We start from the raw sequence: 22088 nt of genomic DNA, 5'->3' as shown, positions 1-22088 counted from the left end.
TTTCTCTCCTCGGCCGTCTGGATCGATCCCAGCTCTCAGCGCAGCATGCGCGATATCAGCTGCGCCGTATAGTCGACCATCGGGACAATGCGGGCATAGTTGAGCCGGGTCGGGCCGATGACGCCGAGCGCGCCGACGACGCGGGCGTCCTTGTCGCGGTAGGGTGCCACGACCAGCGACGAGCCGGAGAGCGAGAAAAGCTTATTTTCCGAGCCGATGAAGATGCGCACGCCCGGTCCCGCCTCGGCGAGGTCGAGCAGCTGGATCAGCCCGTCCTGCGTCTCCATGTCCTCGAACAGGTGGCGCAGGAGTTCGATGTCGGCCTGGGCGGTGACGTTTTCGAGCAGATTGGCGCGGCCGCGCACGATCAGGCGCGCCGGCAGGCCGCTTTCCGCGCCGGCCCACACCGCCAGCCCTTTCTCCACCAGGTCCTGCGACAGCGTGTCGAGCGCTGCCCTTGTCTCTTCCTTGATACGCTCGACCTCCGCCCGCGCCTCGGCCAGCGTACGGCCGCGAATATGGGCGTTGAGAAAATTCGAGGCCTCGTGCAATTGCGAGACGGTGATGCCGGCCGGCAGATCGATGACCCGGTTCTCGACGTCGCCGTTCTGCGACACCATCACGGTCAGCGCCTTGGTGGGCTCGAGCTGGATGAACTCGATGTGCTTGAGCGCCACCTCGTTCTTGGCGGCCAGCACCAGGCCGGCGCCGCGCGACATGCCCGACAGCATCTGGCTGGCCTCGGTCAGCATGTGTTCCAGCGTGGCGCCCGAGCCGGAGGCGCGCACCTGCGCCTCGATGCTGCGCCGCTCCTCGTCGGAGAGGTCGCCCAATTCCATGAAGGCGTCGACGAAGAAGCGCAGGCCGGCCTGCGTCGGCAGGCGACCGGCCGAGATGTGCGGCGCGTAGATCAGGCCGAGATGTTCGAGATCGCTCATCACGTTGCGGATGGTGGCGGGCGACAGCGAGGACGGCAGGATGCGCGACAGGCTGCGCGATCCCACGGGCTCGCCGTCCCTCAGATAGGAATCGACGATACGCCGGAAGATGTCGCGCGAACGCATGTCGAGCGCCTGAAGTGCGGGCGCCTGAAGTGCCGGCGCGTGAAGAGCGAGCGACTGCGAAGCGGGATCGACTGCCTTGGTCATTGCGGCCATAACCTCCGGTTCAAGGATATAGACTTCGCGGCGCTGCGCGCAACCCGGTGTCGCGTTGCGCGATCAGCCGGTGTCGCACTTGCGATCACCCCGGTGTCGTGTTGCGCGATCGCCCCGGTGTCGCCGCGTTTGCGGCCGCCGGTCCATTTTCCTTTACGCCGTGCCCCGCATGCGTCTAAAAGCCGGCCAAGATTCAAAAAAGCTGACAAGAAAGCAGGCCGAATGCGCCCCTCCAAACGCCAGTTCGACGAAATGCGCGCCATCTCCTTCGAGCGCGGCGTCTCCAAACATGCCGAAGGCTCGTGCCTGGTGAAGTTCGGCGACACGCATGTCTTGTGCACGGCAAGCCTGGAGGAAAAGGTGCCGGGCTGGATGCGCAATTCCGGGAAAGGCTGGGTGACGGCCGAATACGGCATGCTGCCGCGCTCGACAGGCGAGCGCATGCGCCGCGAGGCCTCCGCCGGCAAGCAGGGCGGGCGCACGCTGGAGATCCAGCGGCTGATCGGCCGCTCGCTGCGCGCCGTGGTCGACCTGCAGGCGCTGGGCGAGCAGCAGATCACCGTCGACTGCGACGTCATCCAGGCCGATGGCGGCACCCGCACCGCCTCCATCACCGGCGGCTGGGTGGCGCTCTACGATTGCCTGCGCTGGATGGAAGCGCGGCAGATGGTGAGCGTCGCCAAGGTGCTGAAGGACCATGTCGCGGCGATTTCCTGCGGCATCCATGACGGCCAGCCGGTCATCGACCTCGACTATCTCGAGGATTCCTCCGCCGGCACCGACGCCAATTTCGTCATGACCGGCAAGGGCGGCATCGTCGAGATCCAGGGCACGGCCGAGGGCGAGCCCTTTTCGGAAGGGCAGTTCGCCGAGCTGATGGGCCTGGCCAAGAAAGGCATCCAGAGGCTGGTGAGTTTGCAGCAGATGGCGGTGGCGTAGTTTATTCATGCGGAGCCTGGGCACCCCCCTCTGCCCTGCCGGGCATCTCCCCCGCAAGGGGGGAGATCGGCTGTTGTCTCGAGCTTCGCCAATAATCAGAATAGAATACCATGAGCCGGCGCTCACGCCGCCAATCTCCCCCCTTGCGCGGGAGATGGCCGGCAGGCCAGAGGGGGGTGCCTCGTGATCCCCTCTGCAATTCTTGAATCCGCTCTTTACGTCACCGACCTCGCCGCTGCCGAAGCCTTCTACACCGACATCCTCGGCCTCACTCCTCTCGGCAAGGTCGAGGGCCGCCATCTGTTCTTCCGTTGCGGAGCCGGCGTGCTGCTGGTCTTCAACGCCGAGGCGACCAGGATCCCGCCTGCGCCCGACGCGAGGCTGAAAGTGCCGCCACACGGCACATCGGGCGAAGGCCATCTCTGCTTTGCGGCGACCGCCGATGAAATCAGCCGCTGGAAATCCCATCTGAAGGCGAAGAACATCGCTGTCGAAAGCGAATTCGAATGGCCGCAAGGCGGCCGCTCGCTTTATATCCGCGATCCCTCCGGCAATTCGATCGAATTCGCCGAGCCGAGAATCTGGGGACTTTGATGCATTCTCTCGACGGAAAAAAGATCGTCGTCGCCAGCCACAATGAAGGCAAGCTGCGCGAATTCGCCGATCTGATGGCGCCATTCGGATTCGAGGCGAAATCGGCGAAGGACTATGGCTTGCCCGAACCCGAGGAGACCGGCACAACCTTCGAGGAGAACGCCTATATCAAGGCCTTCGCCGCGGCCAAGGCGACGGGCCTGCCGGCGCTGTCGGACGATTCGGGCCTGTGCGTTGACGCGCTCGACGGCGCGCCCGGCGTCTACACCGCCAACTGGGCCGAAACGCCTGATGGCAGCAGGGATTTCGGCATCGCCATGCAGCGCACCGAAGTGGCGCTGCAGGAAGTCGGCGCCGCCTCGGCCGAGCAGCGCAAGGGTCGCTTCGTCGCCGTCATCTGCCTCGCCTTTCCCGACGGCGAGGCCGAATATTACCGCGGCGAGGCCGAAGGCACGCTGGTCTGGCCGCCGCGCGGCGAGCTCGGATTCGGCTACGACCCGGTGTTCCTGCCCGACGGCTTCGAAAAGACCTTCGGCGAGATGACCGCCGAGGAAAAACACGGCTGGAAACCCGGCCAGGCCACGGCGCTGTCGCACCGCGCCCGCGCCTTCCAGAAATTCGCCCAAGCCCGATTGGGTCTGGCCCGGTTAGGCTCGGCATGATCAGGCCCGGCGCCACCATGCCGCTCGACCGCAGCCCCGGTTTCGGCGTCTATGTGCATTGGCCGTTCTGCGCGGCCAAATGCCCCTATTGCGACTTCAACAGCCATGTCCGCCACCAGCCGGTCGACCAGGAGCGCTTTGCCGCCGCCTTCGAGGCGGAACTGGCGACGATGCGCCAGCGCACCGGCCCACGCGAGGTGACCAGCATCTTTCTCGGCGGCGGCACGCCGTCGTTGATGAAGCCGGAAACGGTGGCCAGGGTCCTGGACGCCGTGGCGAAGAACTGGACGGTGCCCGACGGCATCGAGGTGACGCTGGAGGCCAATCCCTCCTCGGTCGAAGCCGAACGCTTTCGCGGCTATCGCGCTGCGGGCGTCAACCGGGTCTCGCTCGGCGTGCAGGCGCTGAACGACAAGGATTTGCGCTTCCTTGGCCGGCTGCACAATGTGGACGAGGCGCTGCACGCGATCGGGCTCGCGCGGGAGATATTCCCAAGGCTCTCCTTCGACCTGATCTACGCACGGCCAAGCCAGACGCCGGAGGCCTGGGCATCGGAGCTCGAACAGGCGATCGGCCACGCCGCCGACCATCTGTCGCTCTATCAGCTGACCATCGAGGAAGGCACGCCGTTCCACGCGCTGCACGCGGCGAAGAAATTCATCATCCCCGACAACGACCACGCCGCCGACCTTTATGCGCTGACGCAAGAGGTGACATCAGCCCATGGTTTGCCGGCATATGAGATCTCAAACCACGCCCGGCCGGGTGCCGAAAGCCGGCACAATCTGACCTACTGGCGCTATGGCGAATATGTCGGCGTCGGCCCTGGCGCGCATGGCCGCTTCGTCGAGAACGGCCACCGCGTCGTGACCATCGCGGAGAGGATGCCGGAAACCTGGGCCAATCTGGTCGAGGCCAAGGGCCATGGCGTCACCGGCGGCGAGACCCTGACGCGCTCCGAAGAGGCTGACGAGTTCCTGCTGATGGGACTGAGGCTGGCGGAAGGCATCGACCTGTCGCGTTACGAAGCGTTTTCCGGGCGCGGCCTGTCGAGCGCGCGGCTGTCGGTGCTGCAAGGCGAAGGGCTGGTGGCGCCGATCGGCAACGCCCGCCTGCGCGCCACGCCCGCCGGCATGATCGTGCTCGACGCCGTGGTGGCCGATCTGGCACGGTAGGCTGGGATGCTGCTCCCAATCTCGAAGCCAAGATTACGCTTCTGGAGGCGGCTGTTTCGCGGTATCTGAGTTGAGACCCGACCGGTGAGGCTATCCGAATGAACCTGCCGCTCTCCTGGCAATTCTGGGCGCTGTTGTCGGCGACTTTCGCGGCGCTGACGGCGATCTTCGCCAAGGTCGGCATCGAGACCATCAATTCCGATTTCGCCACCCTCATCCGGACAGCCATCATCCTGGTCGTGCTTGCGGCGATCCTCGCCGCCAGCGGCCAATTCCAATCGTGGGCCTCGATCTCCGGGAAGACCTGGCTTTTCCTTAGCCTGTCGGGACTGGCGACCGGAGCCTCGTGGCTCTGCTATTTCCGCGCGCTGAAAATCGGCAATGCGGCGCAGGTGGCGCCCATCGACAAGCTAAGCGTCGTGCTTGTGGCGGTGTTTGGCGCGGTCTTTCTCGGCGAGCGGCTCACCGGTGCGAACTGGCTTGGCGTCGCCCTTATCGCGGCGGGCGCGGTGCTGGTCGCTTATCGAGGGTAGTGCTGCGCCGTGGCGGGCGTTCTTGGTTTCGAGACGGGTGATGAAAATATCGAAGCGATTGGGCATCGTCCGGTCAGTGCTCCGTCGTGCTGTCGGGTTCGTTATCGGGTAGCTTGATCTCTGGTGGCGGGCGGCGCGCGGGCCCCTGCTTGCCGTCCGTGGTGGCGGGCGGCTTCCCGTCTCCTTGCGCGGCAAAGCGCTTGCGGCCTGCATAGTAAGGCTCGAAAGCGTCCTGTATGGTCAGTCTGTCCATCCTGTCCTCCCGGGGGAATCAGGGGCTAAATCTGCGAAAGACGGTTTCGTTCCCTACTGTGGCGAAGGAATGGCGCTCGCCTTGCATTACAGCGGCTTTTGCAACCCGGCGCGGGCCGTGCCAAACAGGGCGGATAATTTCGGAACGTCCTTCGCGGCTCCATCTGGACGCGGGCGCGCCGCTGACGGAGAAGGCACCGGTGACTGGCGAGACGGGAAAGCGCAGCTATGTGATCGGGCAGACCGAGATCGCGGCCCGGCCGCTCGAACCCGCGCTCTATCTGGTGGCGACGCCGATCGGCAATCTCGCCGACATCACGCTGCGCGCGCTTGAGACGCTGGCCGCCGCCGACATGGTCGCCTGCGAGGACACGCGCGTGTCGCGCGTGCTGCTCGACCGCTACGGCATCCGCCGCCGCACCACGGCCTATCACGAGCACAATGCCGGCGAGGCCGGGCCAAAATTGATAGCGGCGCTCCAGTCGGGGCAGAGCGTGGCGCTGATCTCGGATGCCGGCACGCCGCTGGTTTCCGATCCCGGCTACCGGCTGGTCGGCGAGGCGCTCGACCAGGGCATTCGCGTCGTGCCCATCCCCGGTCCGTCCGCGCCGCTTGCCGCGCTCACCGCATCCGGCTTGCCTTCGGATGCCTTCCTGTTCTCCGGCTTCCTGCCGGTCAAGGCGGGGCAGCGGCTGGCGCGGCTGGACGCGCTTAAAGCGGTGCCGGCGACGCTGATCTTCTTCGAATCGCCGCGCCGGCTGGCCGAGTCTCTCGGCGCGATGGCCGAAGCGCTTGGCGGCGAGCGCAAGGCAGCGATCGGCAGGGAATTGACCAAGACCTTCGAGGAGATGCGCACCGGCACGCTGCGGGCGCTGGCCGACCACTATGCGGCGGCCGATACGCCGAAGGGCGAGATCGTGGTGTGCGTCGGTCCGGCCGAGGCCAGGGCGGACGAGCCGGCCGATATCGACCGGATGCTGTTGTCGCTCGCCGCCGAAATGCCGGCTTCGAAGGCGGCGGCGGAAGCGGCGAAGATGACCGGCGGCCAGAAGCAGGCGCTTTACCGGCGGCTGCTGGAACTCAGGGATGCCTCTGGAGAGGACCGTGGCTAGGCTCCCGAGCGTCAGCCGTCAAAAGGCCTACCGGCGCGGCCATCGCGGCGAATGGCTGGCGGCGGCGGCGCTGGTGCTGAAAGGCTACCGGATCCTGGCGCGCCGCCATCGCACCCGTTTCGGCGAGATCGACCTGATCGCGCGGCGCGGCGACCTGGTGCTGTTCGTCGAGGTCAAGGCGCGCCGCACGCTGATGGAAGCGATGGAGGCGATCGCCCATGAATCGGAGCGCCGCATCGAAGGCGCCGCCGACATCTGGCTGTCGCGCCAGCCGGATTACGGCAGGCTGTCGATGCGGTTCGACATGATCGCCGTGCTGCCATGGCGCTGGCCGGTGCATGTCCCGAACGCGTTTTACGGGCGCAATTGAGGGCTGCGTCGCTCGGGTTCAGTGTTCGACGGGCCATTCGCCCGCGCCAAGTGCCGCGATCGCCGCGATTATGCGCCGGAACGCCTCGGCGGCAGCCGGCACGGTGGTGCGGGCGCGCAGGAAACTGTGCACGAGGCGCTTCTCCTCGTGCCAGCTCGCTTTGCCGCCGGCGGCCAGGATGCGGTCGCGATAGGCCTCGCCGTCCGACGACAGCGGGTCGCATTCGGCGGTAACGACAATGGTGGGCGGCAGGCCGGAGAAGTCGGCGGCGCGCAGCGGCGAGAAGGTCGGATCGTCCGGCGCCTGTCTCTTGGCCGAGCGGACGTGGCGGTAGAAAGCGACGTCGCCGGTCGACAGAAGCGGCGCCTCGGCATGCTCGATGTAGGAGCGGGCAGTCTCGTCGCCGCCGAGGCCGGGATAGATCAGCACCTGGCCGGTCGGCCTCTTCGCGCGAGCGCGCGTCGCGTGACTGACCGCCGCCGCCAGATTGCCGCCGGCGCTCTCGCCGGACAGCAGCAGTGGCCCGTTCGCTCTAGCCGCCGCCCATTCGAAGGCGGCCAGAGCGTCGTCGAAGGCGGCGGGGTGGAGATGTTCGGGCGCCAGCCGATAGTCGACCGAGAGCACGGCAAAGCCGGTGCCGGCGCAGATCTCGGCGCAGATGTCGTCATGGCTGTCGAGCCCGCCCAGGATGAAGCCGCCGCCATGGTAATAAAGCACCGTGGCCCGCGCGGCCGTGCCTGCCATCCCGTAGTGCCGCACCGCGATGTTCCGGCCGGGGGCGGCGATGAGGCCGTCGCTCGCCGTCACCCCCGGCGGATAGGGCTGGCGAAGCGCCCGGCACATCCTGTCATAGATCGCACGCTGCTTGGCGATCGGCAGGTCGATCGTCTCGGGCGGATACCAGGCGTTGATGCCGTCTATATAGGCCCACAGCGCAGGGTCGAGCCGCGTCGCGTATTTGCTGCGACCGGTCATTTCAGTGCTGCCCACGGTTTCGGAAGGCATTGCCTCAAAGCTCGCTGTAAAGCCTGGCCGCGTTTTCAAAGCTGAAGCGCAGCGGCACCGAGCCCTCGACCTGCCAGACGGCGACGCTCTCGCCAGCCAGCAGCAGGCAGGCGCCGTCGGTGTCGGTGACGGCGCCGCCATAGAGCCGGTTGGCGAGGTTGAGGATTGCGGTCTGGTGCATGGCGGCACTGCCGCTGCCGCAGGCGTCCTTGACCAGCAGCACGCGAAAGCCGCGCGCCACGGCGTCCTTCACGGTGGCATCGATGCAGGCCTCGGTCCACACGCCAGATATGACCAGCCATTCGACGCCGGAAGCCTTGAGCCGATCGGCGGCCGGTCCCGCGCGGAAGGCGCTGGCCTCGGCCTTGATCAGCAGCGCCTCGCCATCAGCAGGCGCCACCTCACGGCAGATCTCGGTCAGCGGATCGCTCTTGTCGGAGAAGGCCGACTTGCCGTCGGTTCCAACAGGGTGAAAGGGCCGCTCCTGCTTGTCGAGATCGACAATGTAGGCCCAGTGATAGAGCGGCACATTGTTCTGCCGCGCCGCCGCCTGCAGCCGCTGGACGTTGGCGAGAATCTTGTCAAAACCCTCGACCAGGTAGCGCGGGTCCTGCCGGTGCTCTTCCTGCAGGTCGATGAAGACAGCGGCCACGGTGCCGCGCTTGACGGAGATAGGGCTTTTCATGCGGATGCGCCTGGCCCCCAAGATACTTCCAAACGCTGGAGGGACAGAGGGGGGCGCCAAGGAATGAGGCGCTCGTTCTTCAGCTGCGATGCGTCGCCGAGGCGGGCAGTGGATGTCAAACCTGCTTCTCCAGAAACTCATCCTCATAGGGGAAGCGCGACAGGAGCTCGGTGCCGGTCTCGGTGATCAGGATTTCATCCTCCAGCTTGACGCCCTCGCGGCCGCCCTTCTCGCCAATATAGCTTTCCACGCTCACCACCATGCCTGGCACGATATGGCCGTCGCGGCCATAGGTCTCGTAGTCCATGGCGTGCGCGATGAAGGGCGTCTCGCCATGCATGCCGACGCCGTGCATGACCGAGGTGTAGCGCTGGTCGACGAAGCGGTCGGGGATCTTCCACGCCTTTTCGGCGATCTCGCGGAAAGCCATGCCCGGCTTCACGATCGAGATATTGTGCTGAACCTGGTCGTGCGCCATGCGGTAGAGCGATTTCTGATAGGGGGTCGGCTTGCCGGGCCCGCAGCGGAAGGTGCGCGAGAAATCCGAATAATAGCCATAGCAGCCGATCGTGTCGGTATCGAGCGCCAACAATTCGCCCGGCCGGATTTTTCGCCCGCTCGCCTCGTTGAACCAGGGATTGGTGCGCTGGCCCGACGTCAAGAGCCGCGTCTCGATGAACTCGCCGCCCTGGCGGATGACCTCGCCATACATGATGGCGAACAGCTCGTTCTCGGAAACGCCGGGCTTGATCGCCTCGCGCACCGCATAGACGGCGGCTTCCGCGCCGGCCATCGACACCTGCAGGCATTTCACTTCCTCCGGCGTCTTGACCGCGCGCACCGCCAGGATCTCGCCCTGGCAATCCCGGACCTCGCAGCCGCGCTTCTCCAGCGCCAGCGCCTGCAAGTGGCTGCAGCGGTCGAGCCCGAGCTTCATCGAGCCGCTGCCATGCTGCTTCAGGAGGTCGGTGATCTCGTCGGCGAAGGGACCGGCGGTCTCGTCGTCGCGGCCCGAGACCGACGACCAGACGAGCTTGGAAGGACGCGCCTCGTCGATCGTGTCGAGCACTATCGAGACATGGTAGCTCTGCGGATATTCGAACAGCACGATCGGCCCTTCGGTCGGAATGAAGAAATAACGGGTCGAGTTGCGCAGAAAATAGCCGAACATGTTGCGCGAGCCGGTGGCGTAGCGCTGGTTGTACGGGTCGAACAGCACCACGCCGCCATAGCCGGCCTCGCGCATCCAGCCGCGCAGCTTGGCCAGCCGGCCTTTTCGAAGGGCGTCGGCATCGATGAAGGACGGCTCGGTGTCGGACAGCCACATGCCGCCCGCCGAATCGGCCGCCGCGGGGTGGCGCATGCGGTCCTTGAAGTCGACGTCTTCAGTGCTGTCGGGGTCGAATACGACGATGCTCATGGGGGCTGACCTTGGGTGGTTTGCAAGATCAGACCATGGCGCAGGAGGGGCAGGGGAATTGTGCGGAAAACCGCGTGGGTTGTGCGGGATGCCGCTGGGGTAATGAGAGATGCAGGTGCCAGTCGCCCCCCGCTGTCCCGCCAACGTCTCTCAGTGCCAGCAGGACCTCTAATGCCGTCGCGCCAGCTTCGGCGGATGGCCGTGCTCCTCGCGAAAGGCACGCGCGAAGCTAGACATCGAGGCAAAGCCGCAGGCGAGCGCCACGTCGCGCACGGCGAGCGTCGAGTGCGCCAGGAGATCGGCGGCGCGTTTCAGCCTGAGCCGCCGATAGTAGCCATTGGGCGAGATGGCGAGTTCGGAGCGGAAGGAGCGTTCGAGCTTGTCGGACGACACGCCGAGCCGCGCAGTGAGCTCCGCCATGCCGAGCCGCTCCTCGACCGCGTCCTCCATGATGGCGATGGCCGACAGCACCAGCTCGTTCCGGACGCCGGTACGCAGGCGCAGCGGCATCAGCTTGCGGTCGACGCTGGAGCGCAGCTGGCTGTGCACGAACCATTCGGCGACGCCGGCCGCAAGCTCGGCGCCGTAGTCGCGGGTAATGATCTCCAGCATCATGTCGAGGCTGCCGACGCCGCCGGCCGAGGTGAAACGCTTGCGGTCGATGACATAGAGGTCGCGCCTCAGCTCGACATTGGGAAAGGCCTCGGTGAAGGCCGCCTGGCTGGTCCAGTGCAAGGTGCAGGCATGGCCGTCGAGCAGGCCGGCGCGGGCGAGGAAGAAGGCGGCGTCCGCCACCGCGCCGATATGGGCGCCACTGCGCAAGCTGCGGCGGATCCAGCTTGCCGCATCCTCGGCAACGAGATGATCGGCATCGCCGCCTGAGCAGACGACGATGCGGTCGACCTTCGGCGCATCCCCGGCATAGAAGCGCGGCTGGATGACGACGCCGTTCGAGGCCTCGACCACGCCCTGGGTAGCGCCGACGATGATCCAGCGATAGCATTCCCGCTTCGCCAGCACATTGGTCGCGCGCAGCGGCTCGATGACCGAGCTGAACGCCATCATCGGAAAGCCGGGGAAGACCAGCACCGCGAAAGTGAGGGGAGCGTCTGGAGATGTGTCGCGCGTGGCCATAGGCGCTACATCTCGGGCAGATGGGATTTGGGGTCAACGGGGTTGTGGCTGGCTTTCTGCGAAGTTGGCGCTGCCCCTCATCCGCCTGCCGGCACCTTCTCTCCGTATAGTGACGGGGAGAAGGGAGATACCGCAACCCCGGCTCCCTCTTGCCGCCGTTGATAATTGGCGCAAATCGAGACACAGCGCCCCTCTCCCCGTCACTATACGGGAGGATGCCGGCAGGCAGGTAAGGGGCAGCGCTGGCTTGGAGACTGGCTCGTCTCAGCGGGAGCGCCGCCGCTCAGCCCCCCAGCGCCTGCTCCAGGTCCGCGATCAGATCGTCGCCATCCTCGATGCCCGCCGACAGCCGCACCAGCGAATCCGATATGCCGATCTCTTCGCGCTTCTCCGCCGGGATCGATCCATGCGTCATCAGCGCCGGATGCTCGATCAGGCTCTCCACGCCACCGAGGCTTTCGGCCAGCGTGAACAATTGCGTGCGTTCGAGGAAGCGTTTCGTGCCGGCGAGGTCGCGGTCGAGCACGGCTGATATCATGCCGCCGAACGCATGCATCTGCTGGACGGCAACGGCATGCTGCGGATGGCTGGCGAGGCCGGGATAGATGACCCGGCGCACATCCTTGCGGGCTTCCAGCCACTGCGCGATCTTGAGGCCGTTCGACGAGTGCCGCTCCATCCTCAGCGCCAATGTCTTGAGGCCGCGCAGGGCGAGAAAACTGTCGAACGGGCCCGAAATGGCGCCGATGGCGTTCTGCAGGAATTTCAGGCGATCGGCCAGATCCTTGTTGTCGCCGACAACAGCCACGCCGCCGACCATGTCGGAATGGCCGTTGAGGTACTTCGTCGTCGAATGCACCACGACGTCGATGCCGAGCTCCAGCGGCCGCTGCAAATAGGGGCTGCAGAATGTGTTGTCGGCGACCGAGAGGATGCCCTTGCGCCTTGCAAGGGCTGCGACGCCTTCGAGATCGACGATGCGCAGCAGCGGGTTGGTCGGCGTCTCGACCCAGAGCATTTTCGTCTCCGGGCGGATTGCCGCCTCTATAACCGCAAGGTCGGTGCAGTCGACGAAGCTCACCTTGAGATCGGCGGAGCGCTTGCGCACACGCTCCATCAGGCGGAAGGAGCCGCCATAGATGTCGTCGGTGGCGACGATGTGGGCGCCGGAATCGAGCAGTTCCAGCACGGTGGCGATCGCCGCCAGCCCGGAGGCGAAGGCGAAGGCAGCCGAGCCGCTTTCGAGATCGGCCACCGCGCGCTCGAAGGCAAAGCGCGTCGGATTCTGGCTCCGGGCATATTCAAAGCCCTTGTGCACGCCGGGCGACTGCTGGCCATAGGTCGAGGTGGCGTAAATCGGCACCATCACCGCTCCGGTCAGGGGATCGTGGCTCTGGCCGCCATGGATGGTGCGGGTGGAGAAGGCCAGGCGGTTCTTTCCGGATGCGGTCATCGTGCACGGCGCCTCAAATGGTTGATCAGGTCGATGCGGGTTATCAGGCCGACGAACTCGTCGCCGTCGAAGATGATGGCGACCTCGTTGCGGTCGAATACCGGCAGCAGCGCGTCCAGCGTCTGGCTGGCCTGCAAAGTATGCAGATTGGAGGTCATCGCCGTGCGTACCGGCGCGTTGAAGCGCTCCCAGCGGCCCTCATAGGGGCCGTCGACCTTGGCCAGAATGTCGCTTTCGTCGACGATGCCGACCAGCTTGCCGTCGTCGAGCACCGGCAGCTGCGAGACATCGGAGCGGCGCATGCGGCCATAGGCGTTGAGCAGGCTCTCGTCCGGACCGACATAGACGGTGTCGCCGGTGCGGTGCGTGCGCATCACCAGGTCGCGCAGGTCGCCATGCTGCTCGTGCTCGGCCAGCCCCTGCTCGGCCAGCCAGAAATCGTCGAAGACTTTCGACAGATATTTGTTGCCGCTGTCGCAAACGAAGGTGACGACGCGCTTGGGCGACGTCTGCTCGCGGCAATAGCGCAAGGCGGCCGACAGCAGCGTGCCCGAAGACGAGCCGGCCAGGATGCCTTCCCGGGACAGGAGATCGCGCACCGCCAGCATGCTCTGCTTGTCCGATATGGAATAGGCCTTCTTGACCAGCGACAGCTCGGCATTGGGCGGCACGAAGTCCTCGCCGATGCCTTCCACAGTCCAGCTGCCGGCCTCCACCATCTTGCCGGTCTTGATCAGCGGCGCCAGCACCGAGCCGACCGGATCGGCCAGCACCATTTCCGTCTTCGGCGATGCCTTGGCGAAGAACCGGCCAAGGCCGGTCAGCGTGCCGCCGGAGCCGACGCCGACCACCACCGCGTCGACATCGCCGTCGAGCTGCGAAAAGATTTCCGGACCGGTGGTGGTTTCGTGCGCCTCAGGGTTGGCCGGATTGGCGAACTGGTTGGCGTAGAAGGCGCCGGGCAGCTCGGCCGCGATCTTTTCGGCCATGTCCTGATAATATTCGGGGTGGCCCTTGCCGACGTCGGAGCGCGTCATGCGCACTTCCGCGCCGAGCGCGCGCAGGTGCTGGATCTTCTCGCGCGACATCTTGTCGGGCACGACCAGGATGATGCGGTATCCCTTGGGGATGCCTACCTGCGCGAGGCCTAGGCCGGTATTGCCGGCCGTCGCCTCGACGATCGTGCCGCCTTGCTTCAGCCTGCCCTCCTTCTCGGCCGCCGCGATCATCGACAGCGCGATACGGTCCTTGATCGAGCCGCCGGGATTCTGGCTTTCGAGCTTGATGAACAGCCGGCACTTGCCGGTGTCGAATTGGGTCAGCTCGACCACGGGGGTCTGGCCGATCAGGTCGAGCACCGATCCGTAAGGCGGCCGCAGGCGCGACGTTGCGTTTTCCGAAGCGGCGCTTTCCAAAGGGGCGCTATCCGAGGGCGCGATCTTGTGCCTGCTCATATCGATGCTCCATGATCAAGCGGCCGCCTCGTGCAGGGCGGCAGCGTATCCTCTTTTCCAGCCCTTTGCAGTGGGAAAGAAGATAAATCGTGCCAATCGACCGGCTAGATGGAGAATGAAATTCCGGGTTGCGACGCGCAACGGCTGCAGGACTGTGCGGCACGTCCCCCCTCTGGCCTGCCGTAGAGCGCCGACGTCAACACTTTACCCCAGCAGCTGCTTGCTCAGCCTCGCACACTGGACGCGAATATCCGGAATGGCGTCGATCTCGAAGAAGGTGCCTCTGGTCAGCGGGCCGACGGCGAGGATTTTCCTGGACACCGTGCCGTCGCCGGCGATGATCTCGCAATTGGTCGTCACGTCGAGGCCGATGCGCAGCGGATCCGGCCGCGCCAGCCCGCGGTCGACCAGCGAGCGCACCACGCTGTTCGACGAGGCCGAGATGTCCCTGACGATACCGGAGCAATCATAGATGCGGGCGACCTCGAACCTCTCCAGCCGCTTGGTGTGGCGCGACTGGACCTGGACCGTGAACTCGCCGCCCGCCGCGATGTCGACGACACGGCCGGCGACGAGGCGGATGCGGCCGGACTGCACGGCTTGCGTGACGCGGGCATGGACCTCGGGCGCCATGCGGTGGCGGTGGATGTCCCACCACGCCTTGGTGTGCTCGACGAAACGACGCTTGGCGGAGGCCGGCCAGTTCTGCCAGATCTTCTGGTTGAACGGGCGAAGGCCGTCGACGACGTCGCGCCAGTCGATGCCGGCCTTCTGGTTTTCCCGGATCAAATCGCGGAACCAGCCGACGAAATAGGAAAGCTGGGTGCCGAGCGGGATATCGGCGACGTCGAGCTTGATCGGATTGCCCTTGCGGTGCGGCGAGGGCAGCAGGCCGCGCCGCGACACCGCGACGATCTCGGCGCGGTGGCCGCGCTGTTCGAGGGCGAGGAACGCGTCGACCATGCTGAGGCCCGTTCCCAGCACCATGACGCTCCGGTCGGGATCGAGCGCGGTGTCGGCCTCAGACCCCATCCGAACCGCATGGCCTTGCCCCATGGCCGGCACCTCGTCATGGCCGGTGGCGAGCACCGCCAGATGGGCGACGACGCTGGTGCCGTTGGCGAGCGCCACTTCCACCCCCGAGGCCGTGGGCGAGATCGACAGGCTTTCCTCATGGATCAGCCGGAGGCGTCCGGTCTCCCTCTCGCGCGCCTCGAGATCGTCCAGCAATTCGCCGAGATAGCGGGCATAGATGCTGCGCGGCGCGTAGACCGGCGCCTGCTCGGGCGTTGCCAGGTCGCGTTCCAGCAGCCAGCGCCAGAAATTGCCGGGATCGTCGGCATAGGCGCTCATACCGGCGGCGCTGACGTTCAGCACATGCGCGGAGAGCAATGTGGAATAGGCGATGCCCTGGCCGAAATGCGGGCGCTTCTCGACCAGCGTGACGCGAAGGTCGGGATTGGGCTGTCTCAGCAGATGCGCGGCGAGCACGACCCCGCTGGCGCCGCCGCCGACGATGATGATCGAGTTGCCGCGGCCGCTCATGCCAGCCCCGTGCGACGCGCCGGCGTCAGGCCTTCACCGCAACCGGCAGATCGTCGCTCGCGACCGAGAGGTCGTCGAGGCCCCTTGCGACCCCAAGGTCGTCGAGGCCGATGTCGCGCATCTCGGCGAGGCTGCGCTGGTCGAGCACCTCGGCGATCGCTTGCCGGACTTCCAGCATCAGATGTCGAACCTGGCATGTCGCCTCGTTACAGTCTTCGCAGCGCTGGTATTGGGTACGGCTGGCGCAAGGGATCGGCGCCAGCGGGCCGTCGAGCACACGCACGACATGGCCGACCCTGATTTCCTCCGGTGGCCGCGCCAGGCGATAGCCGCCATCCTTGCCTTTGCGGCTCTGCACGAAACCGGCATTGCGCAGTTCGCCCAGGATGGCGTCGAGAAACTTCTTCGGGATGTTGTTGCCGGTCGCGATGTCGTTGACGAAGGCAAGCTGCCCGGCCGGCATCCGCGCCAGATGGACGAGCGCCTTGAGGCCGTACTTGCCTTTCTTGGTGAGCATGATCCGAACGTTTCTCTGTCATGCGATGGCTCGAGGCCATCCGTTGCGAAACGCCTGGCGTGCCTCCCGCCGCGCTCAAGCATCCATGACATAAATTCTACCGGCATGATATACAAGCCAATCGCGATTGATCTTGCTTGATTTTCAAGCCATTGCGGCGATTTTGGACCTGACTTGTGATGCCGGGGACACAAACCGTGGCGCGACGGCCCGAGACCGGTGCCACCGGCGATCGCCGCGATACGGATGGGTATGACCTCTCATCGTCGCCTCCAAGTCTCTATGTTGATAAGTTTACTATACTTAAACGCGAACAGGCGGAACACGTTTTTAAATTCCAATCCATCTGAAGCATGGATTTGCCTTTCAAGCGGCTGCAACGTGAATTCTCGTTCGCGATCGGAGGCCGTAGCGGTGGCTGGAGCTTCCCGAACGTGATGATCTCGCCACTCTTGAAGCGCCATAGCCGCCAAATCCGCCTGGGGACCTCGGCACCGGCAGCTTTTTCCAACAAATCCAGCCCCGCTAGAAGAATTTAACTCTACAAGAACCGTAGAATTAGCGGACTATCATGAAGCAATCCGGTTTTCCCCTGTTTCATGGAGCCCTTGATGTCCACCACCATTTCGCGACGCATCCTTCTCCTGTCTACGGCCGCACTTGCCGGCGCCGCCTTCCTCGGCCCGGCTTTTGCCGACGACCTCAAGATCACCATCGGCTACCAGACGGTGGTCGAACCCTCCAAGGTGCCGCAGGCCGATGGTGCCTATGAAAAGGCTACCAACGCCGCCATCGACTGGCGCAAATTCGATTCCGGCGCCGATGTCATCGCCGCGGTCGCATCCGGCTCGGTAGACATCGGCTATGTCGGTTCGAGCCCGCTGGCGGCGGCGGCGAGCCGCGAATTGCCGGTCCAGACCATCTTCGTCGTCGGCCTGATCGGGCCATCCGAGGCCTTGGTCGCACGCAACGGCGCCGGCATAGAGAAGGTCGCCGACCTCGCCGGCAAGAAGGTGGCCGTGCCCTTCGTCTCGACGACGCATTACAGCCTGCTTGCCGCGCTGAAACATGAGAATGTCGACCCGAAATCGGTCGAGATCCTCAATCTCAGGCCGCCGGAAATCGCCGCTGCCTTTTCGCGCGGCGATATCGATGCGGCCTATGTCTGGGATCCGGCGCTCGGCCAGGTCAAGACATCAGGCAAGGTGGTGCTGGATTCCTCCCAGGTCGCCGCCTGGGGCGCGCCGACCTTCGACGCCTGGATCGTGCGCACCGACTTTGCCGAAAAGAACCCGGAAGCGGTGCGCGACTTCGTCAAGGTGACGGGTGCGGCCTATGCCGAGTACCTGGCTAAGCCCGACGCCTGGTCGGCAGCGTCGCCGCAGGCGGCCGAGATCGCCAAGCTGACCGGCGCCAAGGTCGAGGAAGTGCCTGAACTGCTCAAGGGCTACGTCTTCCCGACACTCGAAGAACAGGCCTCCGACAAGTTCCTCGGCGGCGGCACGGTCAAGGCGATCGCGGCCGCGTCCGCCTTCCTCAAGGAGCAGGGCAAGGTAGACGCCGTGCTGCCGGACTATTCGAAATATGTGACATCGAAATACGTCACCGAGGCGCTGGCCTCGAACTGACCCGAGCGTTGGAGCGCCCCATGCCACGACGGGCAGGTGGCGCCCCGATGAGACGCGCGCGGCTTTCCTGACGCCGCGTGTCGTCTGTCCCGGAGCCGCTGACGAGGCGCGGCTTCGGGCAGGCGCACTTCAACGAACTCCTGCGAGGGCTCATGTCGCATCTCGTGCTCGACAGAATCTCGATCCACTATGACGGCCAGCCCGCACCCGCCGTCGAGCGGGTATCGATCGACGTCGCCAGCGATGACTTCGTCGTCCTTGTCGGCCGTTCCGGCTGCGGCAAGACCTCGCTGCTCAATGTAGCCGCCGGCTTTGTCGCGCCGGCACGCGGCACGGCCGCGATCGACGGCCGGCCGATCGCAGCACCCGGTTCGGACCGTGCGGTGGTGTTCCAGAACGACGCGCTGTTTCCTTGGCTGACGGCGCGCGAGAACGTCGCCTTCGCGCTCAGGCTGCGCGGTGTCGGGCCATCCGAGCGGGCGCGCCGCGCCGACGAATTGCTCGGCCTGGTCAAGCTCACCGATGCCGGCGACAAGCGCATCTGGGAGCTGTCCGGCGGCATGCGCCAGCGCGTCGGCCTTGCCCGGGCGCTGGCTGCCGAGCCGCAATTCCTGCTGCTCGACGAGCCGCTCGGCGCGCTCGATGCGCTGACGCGCGAGCGCATGCAGACGACGCTGCTCGACCTGTGGACGGCAAGCAAGGTCGGCGTGCTTATGGTCACGCACGGCATCGACGAGGCGCTGGTGCTCGCCACCCGCATCGTGGTGCTGGCGCCCGGGCCGGGCCGGGTGGTGCGGACCTTGGAGCCGGGCTTCTCCAGGCGCTACGCAGCGGGCGAGGCCATCCGCGCCATCAAGGCCGATCCTGGCTTCGCCGCGGCGCGCGGCGAACTGACCGACGCGATCTTCGAGGGAGAGGCGGCATGACCATTTCCTCCTACACCGAACGCTCCGGCCCCAGGACCGAAGAGGCCGACGGCCTGTCGGTGCCATGGTCGCGCCCGGTCCCGAAGCGCAAGGGCGTTTCGGCGCGCATGGTCAGCGCGGCCACCATTCTTCTGGTGCTGGCGCTGTGGACGCTGTCGGCCCGCCTGCAACTGGTGTCGCCGGTATTCCTGCCCTCGCCTGTCGCGGTGTGGAACAAATTCATCATCGTCGCCCGCGACGGCTTTGTCGACGCAACGCTCGTCCAGCATATCGCCGCCAGCCTGGGGCGGGTGTTCGCCGCGCTCATCGCGGCGCTCCTCGTCGGCGTGCCGGTTGGCCTCGCCATCGGCATCAGCACCGTCGGCCGCGGCATTTTCGATCCGCTGCTGGAATTCCTGCGGCCGATCCCGCCGCTCGCCTATCTGCCGCTGGTCATCATCTGGTTCGGCATCGGCGAGCCGTCCAAGGTCCTGGTGATAGCCATCGCCATGCTGGCGCCGGTGGCCTTGTCGACCGCGTCCGGCGTCCGCGGCGTCTCGCAGGAGCGCATCAACGCCGCGCGTTCGCTTGGCGCGACGAGGCGCCAGGTGGTCCGCCACGTGATCCTGCCCAGCGCGCTGCCGTCGATCCTGACCGGACTGCGCATCGCTCTCGGCGCCGGGTGGTCCACGCTGGTCGCCGCCGAACTGGTGGCGGCGACGCGCGGGCTTGGCTTCATGATCCAGTCGGCGGCGCAGTTCCTGGTCACCGACGTGGTGGTCATGGGCATTTTGGTGATCGCGGCCATCGCCTTCGTGCTCGAATTCGCCATCCGCAGGATCGAGCGCGCGCTCGTGCCGTGGGCGGGACGCGAATGATCGGGAAACGGAGATGACGATGACCCATTCCACCGCCATGCTGTTCGCCCATTTTGGCACCTGGCTGCTGGGCCTGACATCCGATGGCAAGGCGATAGAGGAGGACAAGGCGACAAGGGAGGACGGTCCGCGCTCGCCGGCGCCCGTCCGACTCCCGGCCGGGCGTGACCGCCTGCCGCCGCGAGACGAAAGCTTCTACTGGGCCTGGCAGTACTGGTCGCAGTGAGAGCGGCTCAACCGCGCGAACGGTTCGCCCACACGAGCCCGGCGAGACCGACCAGCATGACGATGATGCCGATGGTGAGCCATTGCGACTGGCCGGTCATGAAGCTGCCGCCGATCGCGCCGATGCCTTGCAGCGACCACAGCGCGCCGACGGCCAGCACAATCAACGTCAGCAGATTTTTGATCAGTCTCATTGCCGGATTCTCCCTTCCGAAGTTGATCGGTCGCGTCGTCGCCGTCGCGATGAAAGAGGCAAAGGAATCGGTTCGGCAGCAGCATCTTCTACTTGGATGTTGCCGCTCGATCTTGTCAAACAAGACATGGATATCCGCTGGAACATCATCGTGAGTTGATCGCTGACCGTCGGGAAATCACTGACAGACTGTTACCGGGCGACTCCAAACGTGTGCCGGCGCCATGGAACCGCCAGATGATTGCCGCATTTCGTGCCTTATTGTCTCCGTAACGGCTGGGGCCTGTCAAAAACGGAGCCTTCCCCCAAATATGAATAACAACAACCGGACCGCGCTTGCCGCGGTGACGATCGCTGCTGGCCTGATGGTCGGCGCCTCCGCCACTCCAGCCGCCTCCGCCGCCGGTCAATGCGGCCGCGCTTCCTGGTACGCCCTGCACTCCAGGACCGCGTCGGGCGAACGGATGAACCCTTCGGCCTTGACCGCCGCACACCGCACGCTGCCTTTCGGCACCAAGCTGCGGGTCACCAACCAGAACAATGGCCGCAGCGTCGTGGTGCGCATCAACGATCGCGGACCGTTCATCCGGGGACGCGTGCTCGACCTGTCGAAGGGTGCCGCCGGCCAGCTCGGCTTCATCGGTTCGGGCCACACCGCGGTCTGCATGGCGCGCGTCTGACCACCACTGCCCGGCCCGAGGGCCGGGCCGCCTGGCGGGCCTTCGCACCTGCACAATGAGCCGGCTTGTACCGTCCAAGGCTGATTTCCAACGCTTTGGACCAAGAATGCGTATAGATCACGCCACGTGACGTATTGCATCGCAGCAATTAGTTGTTAACTTCCCCGCGAGACAGTTAGGGTCAGGCACTGCTCGCCGCCCCTTCGGTCGCAGGCCGCAGCGGGGTAAACGGATGTTCTACCAGCTCTATGAAATGAACCACGCCGCCCTGCAGCCGGCCCGTCTCTATGCCGATGCGGTGCGGCTGTTCTATTCCAACCCGCTCAATCCGTTCTCGCACACGTCCTGGGGCCGCTCGATCGCGGCGGGCGCCGAGTTGTTCGAGCGCACCACGCGCCGCTACGGCAAGCCGCAATTCGGCCTCGACAAGACGGTGGTCGACTGGAAGAGCGTGGCAGTGACCGAGAAGACCGTCTGGTCGCGGCCGTTCTGCAACCTGGTGCATTTCGAGCGCGCCGTTCCCGCCGGGCGGCGGCGCGATCCGAAGCTTCTGATCGTGGCGCCGATGTCGGGCCACTATGCGACGCTGCTGCGCGGCACGGTCGAAGCCATGCTGCCCCATGCCGACGTGCACATCACCGACTGGATCGACGCCCGCATGGTGCCGACGGCCGACGGCCAATTCGATCTCGACGACTATATCGACTATGTCGTCGACATGCTGCATGTGCTGGGCCCCGACACGCATGTGATGGCTGTTTGCCAGCCTTCCGTGCCGGTGCTGGCGGCCGTGGCGCTGATGGAAACGCGCGGCGACCCCTTCGTTCCTGCGACGATGACCCTGATGGGCGGGCCGATCGACACGCGCCGCAACCCGACCGCGGTCAACCTTCTGGCCGAGGAGAAGGGCATAGACTGGTTCCGCGACAATGTCGTGATGCGCGCGCCCTGGCCGGTGCCGGGCTTCGGCCGCGAGGTCTATCCAGGCTTCCTGCAGCTTTCGGGCTTCATGAGCATGAACCTCGACCGCCACATCATCGCCCACAAGGACTTCTTCATGCACCTTGTGAAGCATGACGGCGACAGCGCCGAGAAGCACCGCGACTTCTACGACGAGTATCTGGCGGTGATGGACCTGACGGCGGAGTTCTACCTGCAGACGGTCGACACGGTGTTTGTCCGGCACGCCTTGCCCAAGGGCGAGATGACGCATCGCGGCACGCCGATCGATCCCTCGGCCATCCGCAATGTCGCGCTGTTCACGGTGGAGGGCGAGAACGACGACATTTCGGGCCTTGGCCAGACGCGGGCGGCGCATGATCTGTGCGTCAACATTCCCGCCGACAGGAAGGCGCATTACATGCAGCCCGCGGTCGGGCACTACGGCGTCTTCAACGGTTCGCGCTTCCGCGCCGAGATCGTGCCGCGCATCGTCGACTTCATCACCAGCTATGGCCGCCAGAACCGGGTCGCCGTGAAACCGAAGCTGGTCCGCACCGCCAAAAGATAGGCAGCCTGCATTGCCGGCCCGATAGCGCCGGACAGGCCGGGCAGGCCTGTCGCACGGGTGCC

At 65.6% G+C, this 22088-nt stretch carries 24 protein-coding genes; 13 read left to right on the top strand and 11 right to left on the bottom strand.

Annotation, left to right across the window (positions count from 1 at the left end):
* Positions 1–35: 35 nt before the first annotated feature.
* Positions 36–1148, bottom strand: a complete 1113-nt coding sequence (hrcA, locus tag LB545_RS03360) for a heat-inducible transcriptional repressor HrcA (protein WP_140491812.1) — start codon at positions 1146–1148, stop codon at positions 36–38.
* 231 nt (positions 1149–1379) lie between these two features.
* Here hrcA and rph point away from each other — a divergent pair, with 231 nt between their 5' ends.
* From rph to LB545_RS03335, 5 genes are all read left to right on the top strand, one after another.
* A complete protein-coding gene (gene rph / locus LB545_RS03355) occupies positions 1380–2096 on the top strand; it encodes a ribonuclease PH (protein ID WP_140491814.1) in 717 nt (238 codons plus the stop codon).
* Between the two features lie 183 nt (positions 2097–2279).
* Positions 2280–2690, top strand: a complete 411-nt coding sequence (locus tag LB545_RS03350) for a VOC family protein (RefSeq protein ID WP_140554721.1) — start codon at positions 2280–2282, stop codon at positions 2688–2690.
* Positions 2690–3352, top strand: a complete 663-nt coding sequence (gene rdgB / locus LB545_RS03345; RefSeq protein ID WP_140554722.1) for an RdgB/HAM1 family non-canonical purine NTP pyrophosphatase — start codon at positions 2690–2692, stop codon at positions 3350–3352. The genes LB545_RS03350 and rdgB overlap by 1 nt, the downstream gene beginning before the upstream one ends.
* Complete coding sequence (gene hemW / locus LB545_RS03340) at positions 3349–4527, top strand: radical SAM family heme chaperone HemW (RefSeq protein ID WP_140655116.1); 1179 nt, start codon at positions 3349–3351, stop codon at positions 4525–4527. Before rdgB ends, hemW begins: the two co-directional genes overlap by 4 nt.
* Positions 4528–4625: 98 nt before the next feature.
* Positions 4626–5060: an EamA family transporter gene (locus tag LB545_RS03335; RefSeq protein WP_140491827.1), complete on the top strand. Its 435-nt coding sequence runs from the start codon at positions 4626–4628 to the stop codon at positions 5058–5060.
* A 73-nt stretch (positions 5061–5133) separates the two neighbouring features.
* Here the strand turns inward: LB545_RS03335 and LB545_RS03330 are convergent, their stop codons facing one another.
* Complete coding sequence (locus LB545_RS03330) at positions 5134–5313, bottom strand: hypothetical protein (RefSeq protein WP_140491829.1); 180 nt, start codon at positions 5311–5313, stop codon at positions 5134–5136.
* 199 nt (positions 5314–5512) lie between these two features.
* Here LB545_RS03330 and rsmI point away from each other — a divergent pair, with 199 nt between their 5' ends.
* Both rsmI and LB545_RS03320 read left to right on the top strand, forming a co-directional pair.
* On the top strand, positions 5513–6424 hold the full coding sequence (gene rsmI / locus LB545_RS03325; protein ID WP_140563839.1) for a 16S rRNA (cytidine(1402)-2'-O)-methyltransferase: 912 nt from the start codon (positions 5513–5515) through the stop codon (positions 6422–6424).
* The gene (locus LB545_RS03320; protein WP_181165189.1) at positions 6417–6794 is read left to right on the top strand and encodes a YraN family protein; all 378 of its coding nucleotides are present in this window, start codon (positions 6417–6419) and stop codon (positions 6792–6794) included. The genes rsmI and LB545_RS03320 overlap by 8 nt, the downstream gene beginning before the upstream one ends.
* An 18-nt stretch (positions 6795–6812) precedes the next feature.
* Here LB545_RS03320 and LB545_RS03315 read toward each other — a convergent pair whose 3' ends face one another.
* The 8 genes from LB545_RS03315 to LB545_RS03280 all read right to left on the bottom strand — a co-directional run bounded on the left by LB545_RS03315 (position 6813) and on the right by LB545_RS03280 (position 16007).
* Positions 6813–7769, bottom strand: coding sequence for an alpha/beta hydrolase (locus tag LB545_RS03315; protein WP_140685332.1), 957 nt, complete (start codon positions 7767–7769; stop codon positions 6813–6815).
* Positions 7770–7803: 34 nt separating this feature from the next.
* The gene (locus LB545_RS03310) at positions 7804–8484 is read right to left on the bottom strand and encodes an isochorismatase family protein (RefSeq protein ID WP_140491835.1); all 681 of its coding nucleotides are present in this window, start codon (positions 8482–8484) and stop codon (positions 7804–7806) included.
* Between the two features lie 115 nt (positions 8485–8599).
* Complete coding sequence (locus tag LB545_RS03305) at positions 8600–9904, bottom strand: M24 family metallopeptidase (protein ID WP_140491837.1); 1305 nt, start codon at positions 9902–9904, stop codon at positions 8600–8602.
* A 168-nt stretch (positions 9905–10072) separates the two neighbouring features.
* On the bottom strand, positions 10073–11038 hold the full coding sequence (locus tag LB545_RS03300; protein WP_140685333.1) for a GlxA family transcriptional regulator: 966 nt from the start codon (positions 11036–11038) through the stop codon (positions 10073–10075).
* A 283-nt stretch (positions 11039–11321) separates the two neighbouring features.
* Entirely contained in the window at positions 11322–12491 is a 1170-nt protein-coding gene (locus tag LB545_RS03295; protein ID WP_140554727.1) for a trans-sulfuration enzyme family protein, read from the bottom strand.
* On the bottom strand, positions 12488–13945 hold the full coding sequence (locus LB545_RS03290; protein ID WP_224704419.1) for a pyridoxal-phosphate dependent enzyme: 1458 nt from the start codon (positions 13943–13945) through the stop codon (positions 12488–12490). Before LB545_RS03290 ends, LB545_RS03295 begins: the two co-directional genes overlap by 4 nt.
* Positions 13946–14149: 204 nt before the next feature.
* Positions 14150–15490 (bottom strand): FAD/NAD(P)-binding protein, encoded by a 1341-nt coding sequence (locus LB545_RS03285; protein WP_224704418.1) that lies wholly within the window; start codon positions 15488–15490, stop codon positions 14150–14152.
* A 25-nt stretch (positions 15491–15515) separates the two neighbouring features.
* Positions 15516–16007 (bottom strand): RrF2 family transcriptional regulator, encoded by a 492-nt coding sequence (locus tag LB545_RS03280; RefSeq protein ID WP_140491847.1) that lies wholly within the window; start codon positions 16005–16007, stop codon positions 15516–15518.
* Between the two features lie 611 nt (positions 16008–16618).
* On the opposite strand from LB545_RS03280, the gene tauA reads away from it, so the two are divergent.
* The 4 genes from tauA to LB545_RS03260 all read left to right on the top strand — a co-directional run bounded on the left by tauA (position 16619) and on the right by LB545_RS03260 (position 19644).
* The gene (tauA, locus tag LB545_RS03275) at positions 16619–17635 is read left to right on the top strand and encodes a taurine ABC transporter substrate-binding protein (RefSeq protein ID WP_140524462.1); all 1017 of its coding nucleotides are present in this window, start codon (positions 16619–16621) and stop codon (positions 17633–17635) included.
* 152 nt (positions 17636–17787) lie between these two features.
* Positions 17788–18561, top strand: coding sequence for a taurine ABC transporter ATP-binding protein (locus LB545_RS03270; RefSeq protein ID WP_140524464.1), 774 nt, complete (start codon positions 17788–17790; stop codon positions 18559–18561).
* Positions 18558–19418 (top strand): ABC transporter permease subunit, encoded by an 861-nt coding sequence (locus tag LB545_RS03265; protein ID WP_140524466.1) that lies wholly within the window; start codon positions 18558–18560, stop codon positions 19416–19418. Before LB545_RS03270 ends, LB545_RS03265 begins: the two co-directional genes overlap by 4 nt.
* Positions 19419–19437: 19 nt before the next feature.
* Positions 19438–19644 carry a hypothetical protein gene (locus tag LB545_RS03260; protein WP_140491853.1) on the top strand — a complete coding sequence of 69 codons (207 nt, stop codon included), beginning with the start codon at positions 19438–19440 and terminating at the stop codon, positions 19642–19644.
* 7 nt (positions 19645–19651) lie between these two features.
* Here the strand turns inward: LB545_RS03260 and LB545_RS03255 are convergent, their stop codons facing one another.
* Positions 19652–19837: a hypothetical protein gene (locus tag LB545_RS03255; protein ID WP_224704417.1), complete on the bottom strand. Its 186-nt coding sequence runs from the start codon at positions 19835–19837 to the stop codon at positions 19652–19654.
* A gap of 310 nt (positions 19838–20147) precedes the next feature.
* Between LB545_RS03255 and LB545_RS03250 the strand changes: the two genes are divergently transcribed.
* Complete coding sequence (locus LB545_RS03250; RefSeq protein ID WP_140491856.1) at positions 20148–20516, top strand: septal ring lytic transglycosylase RlpA family protein; 369 nt, start codon at positions 20148–20150, stop codon at positions 20514–20516.
* 232 nt (positions 20517–20748) lie between these two features.
* The gene (locus LB545_RS03245; protein ID WP_140514109.1) at positions 20749–22026 is read left to right on the top strand and encodes a polyhydroxyalkanoate depolymerase; all 1278 of its coding nucleotides are present in this window, start codon (positions 20749–20751) and stop codon (positions 22024–22026) included.
* Positions 22027–22088: the final 62 nt, after the last annotated feature.

The organism is Mesorhizobium sp. BR1-1-6 (assembly GCF_020165355.1).
Taxonomy (GTDB): domain Bacteria; phylum Pseudomonadota; class Alphaproteobacteria; order Rhizobiales; family Rhizobiaceae; genus Mesorhizobium.
Note: the sequence above shows the minus strand (reverse complement) of the source record. Positions and strands in the feature narration are given on the sequence as shown.